10 protein-coding genes, 2 pseudogenes and 1 riboswitch are annotated in these 13,918 nt (G+C 40.3%); of the genes and pseudogenes, 10 read left to right on the top strand and 2 right to left on the bottom strand.

The genetic code is table 11. From position 1 onward, the window contains the following. Positions 1 to 123 precede the first annotated feature (123 nt). Positions 124 to 199: riboswitch (cyclic di-GMP riboswitch) on the top strand. Between the two features lie 200 nt (positions 200 to 399). Further along, positions 400 to 3,267 carry a transporter substrate-binding domain-containing protein gene (locus LIZ66_RS04490; RefSeq protein WP_227200468.1) on the top strand — a complete coding sequence of 956 codons (2,868 nt, stop codon included), beginning with the start codon at positions 400 to 402 and terminating at the stop codon, positions 3,265 to 3,267. Positions 3,268 to 3,425: 158 nt separating this feature from the next. On the opposite strand, the gene LIZ66_RS04485 is transcribed toward LIZ66_RS04490, so the two are convergent. Both LIZ66_RS04485 and LIZ66_RS04480 read right to left on the bottom strand, forming a co-directional pair. Continuing rightward, entirely contained in the window at positions 3,426 to 3,599 is a 174-nt protein-coding gene (locus tag LIZ66_RS04485; RefSeq protein ID WP_173717288.1) for a hypothetical protein, read from the bottom strand. After that, positions 3,586 to 4,224, bottom strand: a complete 639-nt coding sequence (locus LIZ66_RS04480) for a DUF3786 domain-containing protein (RefSeq protein ID WP_148462054.1) — start codon at positions 4,222 to 4,224, stop codon at positions 3,586 to 3,588. The genes LIZ66_RS04485 and LIZ66_RS04480 overlap by 14 nt, the downstream gene beginning before the upstream one ends. A 282-nt stretch (positions 4,225 to 4,506) precedes the next feature. Between LIZ66_RS04480 and LIZ66_RS19810 the strand changes: the two are divergent. The 9 genes and pseudogenes from LIZ66_RS19810 to LIZ66_RS04440 all read left to right on the top strand — a co-directional run. Beyond that, positions 4,507 to 4,698: pseudogene (locus LIZ66_RS19810) on the top strand (DUF6444 domain-containing protein); the annotation flags it as partial. A 3-nt stretch (positions 4,699 to 4,701) separates the two neighbouring features. Beyond that, a pseudogene (locus tag LIZ66_RS19805) lies at positions 4,702 to 4,890 on the top strand (DapH/DapD/GlmU-related protein); the annotation flags it as partial. A 42-nt stretch (positions 4,891 to 4,932) separates the two neighbouring features. Continuing rightward, positions 4,933 to 5,406 (top strand): DUF1897 domain-containing protein, encoded by a 474-nt coding sequence (locus LIZ66_RS04470; RefSeq protein WP_118584022.1) that lies wholly within the window; start codon positions 4,933 to 4,935, stop codon positions 5,404 to 5,406. A gap of 185 nt (positions 5,407 to 5,591) precedes the next feature. Then, a complete protein-coding gene (locus tag LIZ66_RS04465; RefSeq protein WP_227200466.1) occupies positions 5,592 to 6,548 on the top strand; it encodes an Rpn family recombination-promoting nuclease/putative transposase in 957 nt (318 codons plus the stop codon). 107 nt (positions 6,549 to 6,655) lie between these two features. After that, positions 6,656 to 7,111 carry a hypothetical protein gene (locus LIZ66_RS04460; protein ID WP_227200464.1) on the top strand — a complete coding sequence of 152 codons (456 nt, stop codon included), beginning with the start codon at positions 6,656 to 6,658 and terminating at the stop codon, positions 7,109 to 7,111. A 68-nt stretch (positions 7,112 to 7,179) separates the two neighbouring features. Further along, the gene (locus LIZ66_RS04455; protein WP_195991003.1) at positions 7,180 to 7,353 is read left to right on the top strand and encodes a hypothetical protein; all 174 of its coding nucleotides are present in this window, start codon (positions 7,180 to 7,182) and stop codon (positions 7,351 to 7,353) included. Between the two features lie 289 nt (positions 7,354 to 7,642). After that, positions 7,643 to 7,816, top strand: coding sequence for a hypothetical protein (locus tag LIZ66_RS04450; protein ID WP_173717811.1), 174 nt, complete (start codon positions 7,643 to 7,645; stop codon positions 7,814 to 7,816). Further along, on the top strand, positions 7,792 to 8,151 hold the full coding sequence (locus LIZ66_RS19800) for a phosphatase PAP2 family protein (RefSeq protein ID WP_173717812.1): 360 nt from the start codon (positions 7,792 to 7,794) through the stop codon (positions 8,149 to 8,151). The genes LIZ66_RS04450 and LIZ66_RS19800 overlap by 25 nt, the downstream gene beginning before the upstream one ends. Positions 8,152 to 8,439: 288 nt before the next feature. Then, on the top strand, positions 8,440 to 13,918 hold a 5,479-nt coding region (locus LIZ66_RS04440), incomplete at its 3' end, for an InlB B-repeat-containing protein (protein ID WP_227200462.1).

The following is a 13,918-nucleotide window of genomic DNA, read 5'->3' as shown; positions in this document are numbered from 1 at the left end:
AACAACTTTTTAGCAGGTTTTCAAATTATTTTTAAGCGTTAAAGCGGTGAGGTTTTTCTTGTGTAAAGTGGAGCAAGGGAGTATAATAAAATCAGTTTTTTTGTATAATTTTAAATGCTCTAATATGGAAATCGGCAAAACAGATGAAAGTCTGCGACGCAAAGCTACAGGGCCTGTAAAATGGCAGCCAGTTGCATGAAATGAGATGCGCTGCCTGTTTGGCAGCGTTTTTATCACCCGGGGCATTGCAGAGATGATGGAAATTACACAGCAGCAGTACACAGCAACAGGGATGAATGCACATATTGCAAAACCGATTGATATAAAAACAATACTTGCTGTTTTTGACCTGGTGTTTGGAACATCATAAAACACAAACGGATGAAGGAAATAAAAAATATGGATAAAAGTAGAAAAAAATCAGCCGTACTATTTGCATGTATATTTGTGGTCCTGGGAATGTGGATGATGTTATCGGTACACTGCCAGGCTGCTGAAACGAATAATGATGAAAAACAGCCACAGACCATCCGTGTCGGCTCATTTGAGGATACCTTTAATTATGTCGATAAAAACGGTGTCAGACGAGGTTATGGCTACGAGCTCATGCAGGCTCTGGCAGGTTATACCGGATGGAAATTTGAGTATGTGAAATGTGACTGGTCCAACTGTTTTGATAAGCTTGAAAATGGTGAGATTGATATCATGGGCGATATTTCTTACACCGATGAACGTGCACAGAAGATGCTTTTCCCGGATGAACCCATGGGTGAGGAAAAATATATCCTTTATGCTGATTTATCGGATACGGATATTGGGACGTCTGATTTCAAGTCTATGGATGGGAAACGTGTAGGTGTGCTCATGGGGACTGAGCCTGAAATCATGCTGACAGAATGGGAAAATAAGAATGGCATACATACAAAACATGTAAATGTGAATAGTGATGATGATGTCGAAAAGAAATTAGCGAATCATGAAATCGATTGTTTTGTATCTCTGGAGGAATCCATCTGGTCTGAACAGGGAATATCATCCGTTACCACGATTGGTAAATCCGGCATATATTTTGTAATAAATAAAGAGCGCAGCGATATCAAGACAGAGTTGGACTGGGCTATGCGTCAGCTGGATCAGGATAGTCCTTTTTTCAAGGCGGATCTGTATAAAAAGTATTTTACGCTTGATTATTGTCAAAGTCTTACAGGCGGAGAAAAGTCCTGGTTGGAAGAACATGATGGGATCCGGATCGGATTTCTGAGTAATGATGCGGCAGTATTTTCCCTGGACGAAGAGACTGGAAAACTTACCGGTATGCTGGCAGAATATTTCTCTTATGCCAAAGACTGTCTGGGAAATCAGATACTGGAATTTAATATACAGGAATATGATGAATATGATGAAATGCTTCAGGCTTTACAAGAACGAGAGATTGACATGATTTTTTATGCTGGCAGGAATCCATATTTTGCAGAAAAAAACGGATATACACTTACAAACACAGCCTGGACCTACAGCCTGATGGCGGTAACAGATGAGGAAAAATTTGATGAGAATAAGGTGTATACTGTAGCTGTGCCCAGGGAAAAATATGCCTTAAAACAGCATATTGCATTCAGTTATCCCCAATGGAAGCTTATAGATTGTGATTCGCTTGACGATGCAGCAGATATGGTCATTCATGAAAAAGCAGACTGTTTCCTCATGGGCGCAAGTCAGGCACTAATATATGATAACAGTCAAAATTTCAAGAGTATTCCACTTACAAAAACAATGGAGGCATGCTTTGCAGTTAGAAGTGGAGAGGGAACCCTCTTATCAATATTGAATAAAACCTTAAAGGCTATGCCGTCTGACATGCTTACAAGTGCACTTGCTATTTATGACAGTACAGCAGATAAGGTAACATTTTTGGATTTTGTAAAAGACAATATGCTTGCTTTTTTTGCTACGGCAGGATTTTTTGTACTCACTATCATTAGTATTATCCTCGTACTTTTACGGAAGGCAAGGAAAGCAGAAGCTGTCGCAAAGCTTGCTGCAAATGATACACAAAAGCTTAATGACAAGTTGGAAATCGCTCTGAAAAAAGCAGAAGAAGCTAATCTGGCAAAGACTCGTTTCCTTAACAATATGTCACATGACATCCGTACTCCTATGAATGCAATTCTGGGCTATGCACAGCTTATGGAGAATGAACTGAAAGGAAAGGATTTGCCTGAAACTTCAGAACATTTAAAAAAACTTCAGCAGTCAGGAAACCTTCTTCTGTCAATCATAAATAATGTACTTGATATGGCTCGGATTGAGAGCGGAAGGATGGAAATTGATGAGAACTATGGACGGATTGAGGATATCCGGCAGACTCTGTTTGAAATATTTGAGGATGAAGCAAAGAAAAAGAATCTTGCTCTTCATTACACAATAAATGTAGAACATGAAAATATACTGACAGATACTACCAAGGTAAAAGAAATATTTGTCAACATCCTGAGTAATGCCGTAAAATATACTCCAGCCGGTGGTTCTGTTATGGTAGATATAGATGAATTACCCTGCGAGGAGCCTGGGTACATGATTGTAAGGACCAGGGTGAGCGATACCGGAATTGGTATGAGCCAGGATTATCTGTCAAAAATTTTCGAAGCATTCACTCGTGAACGAAACACCACGAAGAGCAAAATCACAGGAAGCGGACTTGGAATGTCAATCGTAAAGAAATATGTTGATCTGCTCGGTGGAACAATCGATGTGGAGAGTGAGCTTGGAAAGGGCAGCACTTTTACTGTAACACTAAAACACAGGATAGCGGATGAAAGCTATTATGTAAAAAAACATGCTGAAAATCCAGAATCCTGCAGTGAAATACTTGAGGGAAGGAATATCCTTTTGGCAGAGGACAATGATCTGAATGCAGAGATTGCAGAAGCAATACTTGAGCGTGCAGGTCTTAAAACAGAACGTGTGGAGGATGGTATCCAGTGTGTAAACAGGATAATGCAAATGCCGGTTGGAACATATGATGTGATCCTCATGGATATCCAGATGCCTAAAATGGACGGTTATAAGGCAACACAGGAAATCAGAAATTTACCAGATAAGGACAAGGCGTGTATACCAATCATTGCAATGACAGCAAATGCATTTGAGGAAGATAAGCGGGAGGCTATTGCAGCCGGAATGAATGAACATATAGCAAAGCCAGTCCAGGCTGATAAGCTGCTGTCAATATTATCAGAAGTAATAAGGCAGCAGGAAAAATATTAATTGCATGTTATACTAATGGAGTGCCACTCTGGAAAATTGCATAGGACTTTTTTCTTTAAAGAGTGCTTTAACAATTTAATCTTTGAAAGTACCACGATATAAGAATGGGGAGGATTCCCTCCCCAAAAATATTTTTTCAGAACTTACATAAGTTCCTTTCAGATGCCATGATATGACCGGTATTCCAGGTACATTTCAATCATATTTTTTCTTACTGGAAGGTCTGTTTGTTTGAGAATTTCGCTGATTCCAGTAGCAGAATATCCATTTTTCCATAATAATTCAGCCGCACACTCAATCAGGAGTTGTCTGGATTCTTCACCTTTTTTCATTTCGCATTTCCTCGTTCAGTCTGGAAAACAGATGTGTAAGTGCAAACATAAGCGTTTCATAATGCATGTAATCTAAAGTATTCCTGTCTGCAAGAATTTGAAGACTTGCCGGGAACTCATCATCAGCTTCCCAGAAACGAATGATAATCGGCAAAAAAGGAAAAAGATTTAATTTAAAAGCAACATCTCCTTTTTCCAGTTCCTTTCCGGAAAGTGCTATACAGGCATTACGCAATTCAACGGTTTTTCCGTTAAAAAAGTCAGCGGTATTCTGAAAAAATCCGCTGCTCGTTGAGAGATTTCCTGTTCGGACAGAGGAAAGGCTGTTTATGTTTATAAATTCATGTGACAGATGGCATCTATCCTTTGAATAACATAAAACATCATAAATAGTCATTGCTTCATTGTGATTGGCTTCATGAATTATTTCAAAATCATTATCTGACCACTGAACACTTCCCGTTTTTCGATTAATACGATAGGTACGGTTAATAAAAGTAATATATAACCAGTCAGAATTGTAATCTAATGAATATTTATGTATCATTGTAGCCTGATTATATTGCAGGAAAACATGTGCTGTAGAAATTTTTATTTTATCATAATTAGTCAGAGCTTTCGTCATATACCCCTCCAAGAATATTTTTGTTGTAGTTATTTTAGAATAGACTAATTGGTCTATAAAATCAATGCTTTTTGTGCCATTTTGTTATAGCAGGTCAAAGGAACAATGGCTGTAATGAGGATCAGAGGGATAATAGTAGTAACGAATAATACGCGAGAGTTTTGTAGAGGGTCTGGCGTTAGAGGATTGGATTAAGGAAGTATCTTTTTTGTCTGACTGGTTGTTTTACGGCATTTCCGTTACAATAGAAATATAAAAAATCGCGGAAAGAAGGTGGTCTGAATGCCAGTTAATATCACAGAAGAATTCGTTCGTTTTCTGATGAAGCAAAACGAAGAACAAAGTGCTCGCATTGCTGAGCTTTCTGCTGAGATTACAAGTCTGAACCAGACCATCCGAGAACTGAAAGAGCAGTTAAACAAAAACTCAAAAAACAGTTCCAAGCCACCTTTATCTGACGGACTTAAGAAGCATGATTGTAAAACACAAACAGCACCAGTTATCATTGGAAATAATGTATGGATTGGTGGCGGGGCTATTATTTTACCAGGAGTTACTATCGGAGATAATGTTGTGATTGGAGCAGGCAGTATTGTAACAAAAAGTATTCCCGACAATGTGATTGCTGCAGGCAGTCCTTGCAGAGTGATCCGTAGGAATCAGTAACAAACATGTTTTATCCAGATAAATATATAAGTGGGAAGTATTATGCCTGAAATACGGAAGAAAATTGAATTACTACAGAAAATTGCACATCGATTTAATGAGGCAAATATAGAGTGGGCTTTAGGCGCATCTATGCTGCTGTACTTTAAAGGTATTATTTCAGAATTTCATGATATTGATTTAATGGTCTCTGTTCATGATGCTGAACAGGTCCGAACAATTTTATCAGAAATGGGAGAACTTCACGCACCGGCTTCTGCTTCTGATCCAATGTATCGTACAAAGGTATTCATGGAATTCACCATTGATTCTGTAGATATTGACGTTATGGCTGGATTTTCTATTGTAAGCGAAGGGAAGGTTTATGATTGTTCTCTTGACAAAGAACAAATCGTGGAACGAATGACACTTGGAACAGAAATCGTTCCTTTGCAATCGCTGCGATTATGGTGTAAATACTATCGGCTGATGGGGAGAAACAAAAAAGCTGACATGATTGAAAATAATTGTAAATAAATATAGTATCTGATATATGTAAAAAAGGAAACTGCCTGGAAGCAGGGTTCGGTCTGTTTCATTTGGGCTGTGATAATACAAGATCACGTATATAAATTAGCAGTTGTTACAAATGCCGAATTAGAGTATAATATAACTATATTCGGAAAAGGATTTTTGAATATACCCGAAAAGGAGTAATGCCAGTGAATACAGAAACGAAGAATGCAATTCTCATAACTGATAAAGATGCACAGTATGATGAGAGAGCGAAAAGACTGCTTGGTCAGAAAAGCATTCTGGCACATATACTGGTAAAAACAGTAGATGAATTCATGGGAATGAATCCAAAAGATGTAATATCTTACATTGAAGGAGAGCCATTTATTAATACTGTTCCGGTTGAACCTGGGCTTACGAATACTGTTGTTGAAAAAGATAGTCAGCGAGTCGTAGGTTTTAATTCTGAAAACCAGGAGATTCATGAAGGAACTATAAGGTTTGATATTATCTTCTATGTACGGATGAGAGATGGATTATCACAGATTATTGTGAACGTGGAAGCACAAAAGGATGAGCCTGAGAAATATGAGATTTTAAACCGAGCTATCTTTTATGTGAGCCGCATGATTTCTTCACAGAAAGAAAAAGATTTTTCAAACTCAAACTATAATGACATCAAACGTGTTTATTCCATCTGGGTGTGTATGAACATGCCGGAAAATAGTTTAGAGCATATTCACTTGGTAAAGGATAGTCTTGTCAATTCGCATGTCTGGAAGGGCAAGTTGAATCTGATTAATATTGTCATGATCGGACTGGCAGAAGTGCTTCCTGAACATGAAGAAAAATATGAGTTACATAGATTACTTGGAGCATTGTTATCCCAGGATCTGTCTGTAAATGAAAAACTGAATATCATCGAAAATGAATATGATATTCCAATGGAAGAAGACTTCAGAGAGGATGTGAGTGTTATGTGTAATTTAAGTCAGAAAATTAAAGAAACTGGAATTGAGACAGGAATTGAGATTGGTAAAAAAGAAATGATTGTAAAAATGCACAGCAAAGGTTATACAACCGCTCAGATCGCTGATGTGGCGGAAATGGAAGAGAAAAAGATTGAAGAAATTATTAAAAATGAGGAATTGCTACCAGCATAATGTAGTGTGAAGGAAAAGTCATTCAAATGGATGTTCATTTGGATGGCTTTTTATCCATTCCCAGATAAAAGGAGAACAGCTTTTCCTTGAACAAAAGGAGATTATAAATGCGTGAATTAGTAGCGACTCTGGTAGGCGTAATTGTTGGCTGGATTTTGAATGAGATTACGATGTTTTTTCGTGAAAGACCAAAGCTTACTTTTCAAATGGTTTCTACACCCGAAACGGAACTGATAGATAAAGAATACCGTACTAAAACAAGTTTATCAGAACATGGAATTGAAATTTATAATACAGGTAAAAATCCATTTATACTAGAGAGCTTTGAATTGTGTTATAAAAACAAATTGCTTGTAGATTGTCACATAGTAGAAAATGCCAAGGTTCTTATGCCCTCTGAAAGTTTCACATATACACTTATGGAACAAGAGGCAGATTCTCTACAATACCATTGCAATCAAGAAAAATTTGAAACTTGTGACGTGACGGCTTATAGTGTGGATGGTAAGAAAATAAAAACAAAATTATGGGTTCCATTGTTTTATATAAGGGCTGGCAGATAAAATGCAATATCATCGGAAACGAATATGATATTCCATTGTGAGAAGACTTCAGAGAGGATGTGAGTGTTATGTGTAATTTAAGTCAGAAAATTAAAGAAACTGGAATTGAGATGGGCAAAAAAGAAATGATTGTAAAAATGCACAGCAAGGGCTATATGATTGCTCAGATCGCTGATGTAGCGGGAATGGAAGAAAAACAAATTGAAGAAATTATTAAAAATGCGGACTTGCTGACAGCATAAATGAAGAAGTTGTCGCCATCTGGTTGGATAAATATCTGATCGGATGACAATTTTATTATAGAAATTCAACTATTTCCCTATATCGATACAGAAATCATTTTATATCATCAAACCCTGCAAATCTAAAGTGGTAATCACATTTCAATTCCATTTCTTTTATAAATCGAGAAAATCTTAAAAAAATCGCAATTTATTTTCAAATTTTTACACTTTTCGTCGAAAATTTTTATTATTTATAAGTAGGAGAGTAAAGAACCACTCCATATTATGAAAACGGAGGGATAAAAGAATGTGGGTATTTTGGCTTGTGTTCTTCGTTCTGATGGCAGTGGTGATTACGCTTATGTATTGCTGCCTTATCAGAGCTAGTGTGGTGGACGACGAAATGGAGAAGGCGTTTCAACAAAAGATGAAATTACGAAAGGATGAGGCAGAAAAATGTCAAGAGGACGAGCAGGAGTAATATCGAAAGAATACAAAGGGGAAGAGAATACAGAATTTCATGACATCATAAAACTTTTTAAGATTTACCGAGTAGTAAACTGGCAAATGCAGATTAAGATCAATCAGGTAAGTGTCATGCTTTCGCTTATGTATCAGGCAAATCATAGGAGTTCGAATTACTGGTTACGAAAAGAAACTAATATTTTTTCTGTTCTTTTTTCCTTGTTTATGATATGTGGAAGATTATTATATGGTGTACACTGGTGTACAGATATCATCGGAGGTGTTCTATTGAGCTTCGGATTGTTTGGAATATATCGGGGAGCCACTTTACTTTGCTGTAGGAATCAGTGACAGATTGGAGAAAAAACGGGTAGAGAAACATATGCAATAGCAGTAGGGGTGCTGTTTCTGATAATAAAAAGAATCATCCTTTGTATCGTGTGAAAAACGAATAAAGTTTTATAAAAAGGGATTGTTCAGAGTGAACATTCCTTTTTCTATTGGAAATTTGCCATAAATTGTCAAATAACAGTTGCTTAAAGGTGCCAAATAATATATAATTGACTATAATCAATAGTTGAAATATCATTGTAATTACAAGAAAAGGCAAAAGCATTGCCAAAAGGGAGGAGGAAATGTATGAAGCATTTCAGAAAAACAATTGCACTCTTTCTGGTGGTAGTTATGCTGACAATCACAATGGGAAGTACTGTGCTTGCAGGAAATGAAAATCAGGGATTTTCGGATCAGGCAGAAACGACCGTGGATAGCAGGTTTCTGGATGGAATTGATACAGCTGGTTACGATTACGTGATCACATCCCAGGAACAGGCCGATGAACTAAGGGTGTCGGATGATTCCAAATCCATTTTGGTTGCATGTGGGTCGGTTTATCTTTCCGGCATCACAGCAGGAACCATCACAATCCGCAATACAACAAAGATCCAGCTATCTAATGTTACTGCGAAAGCACTGGACATCAGCCAGGGTACTGCGATCAGCTTCACTGGTGTGAAAGCAGACCAGCTGTTGATAGCCGGGGAAAAGACAGAAGAGTCTTCCCTGCAGATTGATTCTGAAACGAATATTTCCAAACTGGAATTAAACGGCGGCCAGGCAGTAACACTGGAAGGAAGCGGAACCATCGGAGGTGTGGAAGTAAAAGAACCGGTAAGTTCCCTGGCGGTTTACGCCACCTGTAAAGTAACAAACCAGTCCGGAAAAGCACTGGAACTGGAAAAACCAGACGGAAGCAGTGAAACCCTTCCAAGTGGTGCAGCAAGCTCTCTGAAACTGGAAACTTACACCGTTACATTTGTAGCTGATGGCAGCGAAGTGGCTGTCCGTCAGACAGTTCCCGGAACTCCGGTGGATGTTACCGGGATCACGCCGGAAAAAGAAGGATACATATTTACTACCTGGTATCAGGATGCAGCCTGCACAGAAGCATATTCCCAGTTTGACTGTGTGAACGGACCTCTGACCTTATATGCAGGATTTACAGATGCTGCTGAAGCTGTGACTGTTACCTTTGAAACGTTTGGTGGTACACCGGCAGCACCTCTTACCTTTGCAAAAGGGGAAACACTTCTTTCCAAACCAGTATCCAGAATTTCTACAAATAAGGAGGGCTATACCTTCGGCGGATGGTGCCGTGATGAAGCGTGTACCGAATTATTTGCATATACAGAGCCGATTCAGGAAGATATGACTCTGTATGCGCTTTTTACTTCCAATGAAGCCATAAGCCAGGAAAAGGATGGAAGCTGTGCGGAGTTAAATGATTTCGACTGGCAGGGAGAGATCCCGCTGATTACAGATACCAAAATGACAGAAGACGAGGTTCTGTCCGCTGTCTCCTTAGAGCCGGGAGCCGGTGATCTGGATCCGATCCTGTCTGTAAAAAAGACACCGAACGGTTTCTCCATTTTCGGTGAATATTACGAAAAAGATGGAAAAAAAGGATTTGAGCCGGGAGCCACATTTACAGTAAGGCTTCCTAAAGAAATTAATTTTGCAGATTATTCCAAAGATGTTCGCTCAGTTACAGTTTCTGTTTATAAAGAGAAGGTGGAGATTGTTGGTTTTTCAGAAGATATCGATTATATTCTCTGGGACCAGGTAATATCCTACACCCCTGCTGTTGAGAAAGAAAATTCAGAAGAAACAGCAGGACAAACAGAAAAAGAAACAACTGAACTCCTTCAGGAGGAAGAAAAGGAAATTCTTTCCCGGCAGGAAGCGGATGAGCCTTCCACAACAACAGAAGAAAATGAAGAACTTCCTTCCGAAGAAAAACCGGAAATTGAAACAGAAGAGGATGTACCGGAAACCGAAACTCCGGCATATGAGCCTGGGGAACTTCTTGTAAATGGGACGCTTAACTATGAGCCCGGGGAAATCGTAGCCTTTTATGACGGCGAAATCGGCCGGGATGAAAAGAGCATGGATTCCTATACCGAAGGCTCTTTTGACGGATATGTGCTTTTTGCTCAGGTTGTGGATGTCCAGAGCGAAGGGGATCAGACAAGGATCTGGTTCGGATATGCCAATCCACAGGATTACCTGGCAGATTTTGATGTAAACACTACAGATGATGTAGATCTGGAGAGCCAGCTGTCCGAAGAAGAACTCCAGGTAGTGGAATCCAAAATCGTCAGCCAGGTAGAGGAAAACGAGGAATTAAAAGCCCAGATGCTGATGGCGGTTATGACTTCTGAGGAAACCCAGAAGATGATCAATGAAAAATACGGGGAAGGAGTTTATTCCCTGGCAGGAATGAATGCCACCCTGAAGCCGGGCAAACCATCCGTAAAGATCTCTGCATCCGGCAGCAATGTAACTGCGACGATCAGCATCTCGGCAAGTGCAGCCATTAAGAACGGTTCGAAGACGATTCTTACCATTTCACCTAAGCTGTCCTTTACCCAGAGCCTGTCCGTACAGACTAATGTAAAAGGTGGAAAATTCTGGATCGATATGTCCGTAACTTTGCGTTCCACATCCAAGATTTCCCTTACGGTTACCGCATCCTCCGGCGGCTCTGTAAAGCTGTTCAATGATGCGAAGAAAACACTTTCCGAGATCGTAAAACCAGAAGGGTTAAAGGATTCCAACGACTACAGCCAGTATGACAAAAATGTTTCCGAACTAATGAAGACAGTTGGTTCCATTGTAAATTCCTCCCTGGTCTACAATGATATTTTCAACGTCGTTCTTTTGAAGCTGCGGTTCTCTTTCTACGGAATCATTACCTTGGGTGTGGATATTGACCTTGTGGGCCAGGTCGGTGTGCTGGCAACCTTTGGCGTGGAAATTGAGGTAAAAAGCGGAGAACGCATTGGATTTGAGTATAAGTTCCTGAAGTTTGAAGGAAGCTCCTATACACAGAAGCTGGAAAGCAGCGTGACCAGCAGTGTTTACCTGATTGGTAAAGTAGGGGCAAGGGTGGGAATCCGTGTTACGATTTCCATTACCTTCTGCGGCTTCATCTCCACCAGCATAGAAGGCAGCGTCTACGCTTACGCAGAATTGTCTGGCTTCTATTATAACACCGCGAATCTGGTAAGCGGTGCAAGCACAGAGCTGGGCGCATTGAAATTTGAGGTCGGTATTGATGTGGTTGTCAAGCTTCAGCTGAAAGTCAAGCTTATCTTTAAGACCAAGAAAAAGAGCTGGACCGTATACAGCGGCAGATGGCCGTTGTGGTCGAAAAGCTATTCCAGCGGTTTTTCCTATATGAACCAGACCACGTTGGCTGACATGTGGAAGGTTGTGTCCAAAAATGCAGACCAAAAAGATTCCTTCGGTTTTTCTTCCATTCCGATGAAAAACTGGGATATGGCGAAAGGCACATGCAAAGAAAGCTTCGTTCTGGCGACCCAGAAGGATGCAGGTATTTCCCTTCAGATCCAGAATCTGAAAGTTGATGGGAAAGCAGTATCGGACAAAGATCCCCTGGCAAAACTCTTTTATGTAGGAAATGGAAAGAACAACACCAGCCCCGGATTTATTTATCTGGATCAGGGCCTAGCGGCAAAATATAACTGTAAAAAGGCAGAACTGGACCTTGTTGTAACTTATACCAACAACAGCAAATCTGCTATCGTGAAAAAGCAGGTCAGCAGGTTCCATCTTAGTAAAAAAATTTATGTTGCAACCACAAACCACACGATAAAAGTCGTGCTCAGGGACTGGTGCGCAGACGAATGGGGACTGGATCCTGCCGGCTGGGACAATGCCCTGGTTTATCAGAACACTTTTACCAGTTATCTAAGTACAGGCCAGAAAACAGCAGAGTGGAAAACCGTCAGCCTGAATTTAAACCAGATCATCCAGAAAGCAAAAGATGCTTATCCGGAACTGGCAGGTATGGAATGTAAGTGGATAAATGGAAGCGGTTCCCTACAATCCGGAATTGGTTCCGTGAAGGACTGTTCACTGGATGCGCAAAATGGAACCTTAAGATATAAAGTTTTTGCGGATGACCAAAATTATGAAACAACTTATTATCTTTATGTGCACAGATTCCCGGGTGAAAGCAGCCAGGTAAATTATCACATAAGCCTGAACGGGAAAGAAGCAGATACCACTTATAAGCTGTGGGTAACTGCTGCGGACGGTACCGTGAAGGAATTTAAGAAGCAGAAGAACGGCAGCTATGACCTCACCATAAACAAACGGGATTTTAACGGGGAACAGCAGGCGGTGATGATGTCCGTAAATAACGAACCGGATCAGAAGACCAGCCTGTCCATAACCGGCAGGGAGAGCCAGAAAGACGTCTACCTGAAACTTGATCTCCGTCAGGTACAGCTTGTCATACAGGCTGGAGACGGAATCAGGACTTTTAAGGCATATCGGAAATCATTTTTTAGAAATGTGCTGATCCGTTCTGAGGAGATCCGTTCCGGAACGAAAGTGGAAATAAGGACTGTGCTGGACCCGGATTACAGTGACCTGGAAGTCGTCAGTACATATGATAACTTTAAATACAGCGTTACTGGTGAGAATAAAATCACCTTTACCATGCCACAGAGAAATATCACGCTGGTTCTTCGGGCCTATAAACGCCATAAGATCACATTTGATTATAATTTAGACGATTACGGGGTTTATAAGACCATTTACTCCACAGAAAAGCAGGATGTAACAGCACCAGAGGATCCGTCTGTGCCTGGTTACGTATTTAAAGGCTGGTATCTGACAGCAGATGGAAGCGGGGAACCGTATGAATTTGACCGTAAGTTAAAAGAAGACAGTACACTTTATGCACAGTGGGAACCATTAGTTTCACCGGAGCAGATACTGGAATCCATAACAGGAGTTTTATCCAATCATTATACGGACTCCCTGGAAAAGTATCTTCCACTGGAAAATACCCCCAAAAAGCTTCAGGCAGAAATCACTGGAAGACTGACAGAAATCCTGGAAAAGGAAAATGTGTATCAGCTGTATGGGAACCGGATTTCTTTCCATGTGGTGCTCTCTGACAAAGTAGAAGAGACAGAAAACCAGTATATCTATACTTACCAGGCAGATATCCTTTATAAAGATCTGGCTGGAAAAGAATGGGAAGGTACTGCCAAGGGCAGTTTTGTACTGGGAAAAATGAAACCTGAGGTTTCGGTACTGCCACTGGCTGGAAACCTGAAATATCAGGAAAAACTGGCGCTCAGTCCGTTTACGGGAGGCGAAGTGACCTACAAAGAAAACAAGGTGACCGGAAGCTTCCGCTGGAATGAACCGGAGCTTGTGCCTGCAGGAGAAGATAACGGAACCGCAAAATACAAAGCGACATTTATACCGGATGGTGACAGCGCAAAGCTTTATACCCCTGTAGAATTTGAATTACCAGTGAAAACACAGATCGGTGTCCGCGTAAGCTGTAAAGCTGACAGCCGAGATTATGAAAAAGGTAATGTTACCACCACCGGAACCTATGAACTGACACGTGCCGGTGACGGTATGAAACTAACGGATCTGGAACTGACAGACGGTATCTTTAAGTTTGAACAGGAAACACCTGGTGAAAACCTTAAAGTTACCTTCAGCGGTTATAAAATCCGGGAAGACCAAAATGCAGATAACCTGTATGTGCTTCTGGATACTACAGCTG

The organism is Blautia faecis, from assembly GCF_020554845.1.
In the GTDB taxonomy this organism is placed as follows: Bacteria; Bacillota; Clostridia; order Lachnospirales; family Lachnospiraceae; genus Blautia_A; species Blautia_A faecis.
Note: the sequence above shows the minus strand (reverse complement) of the source record. Positions and strands in the feature narration are given on the sequence as shown.

What these genes read in the sequence shown, in the direction of transcription:
- LIZ66_RS04490 (WP_227200468.1), top strand. Translation starts at nt 400, where the DNA reads ATGGATAAAAGTAGAAAAAAATCAGCCGTACTATTTGCATGTATATTT.
- LIZ66_RS04485 (WP_173717288.1), bottom strand. Translation starts at nt 3,599, where the DNA reads ATGAAAAAAGGTGAAGAATCCAGACAACTCCTGATTGAGTGTGCGGCT.
- LIZ66_RS04480 (WP_148462054.1), bottom strand. Translation starts at nt 4,224, where the DNA reads ATGACGAAAGCTCTGACTAATTATGATAAAATAAAAATTTCTACAGCA.
- LIZ66_RS04470 (WP_118584022.1), top strand. Translation starts at nt 4,933, where the DNA reads ATGCCTGAAATACGGAAGAAAATTGAATTACTACAGAAAATTGCACAT.
- LIZ66_RS04460 (WP_227200464.1), top strand. Translation starts at nt 6,656, where the DNA reads ATGCGTGAATTAGTAGCGACTCTGGTAGGCGTAATTGTTGGCTGGATT.
- LIZ66_RS04455 (WP_195991003.1), top strand. Translation starts at nt 7,180, where the DNA reads ATGTGTAATTTAAGTCAGAAAATTAAAGAAACTGGAATTGAGATGGGC.
- LIZ66_RS04450 (WP_173717811.1), top strand. Translation starts at nt 7,643, where the DNA reads ATGTGGGTATTTTGGCTTGTGTTCTTCGTTCTGATGGCAGTGGTGATT.
- LIZ66_RS19800 (WP_173717812.1), top strand. Translation starts at nt 7,792, where the DNA reads ATGTCAAGAGGACGAGCAGGAGTAATATCGAAAGAATACAAAGGGGAA.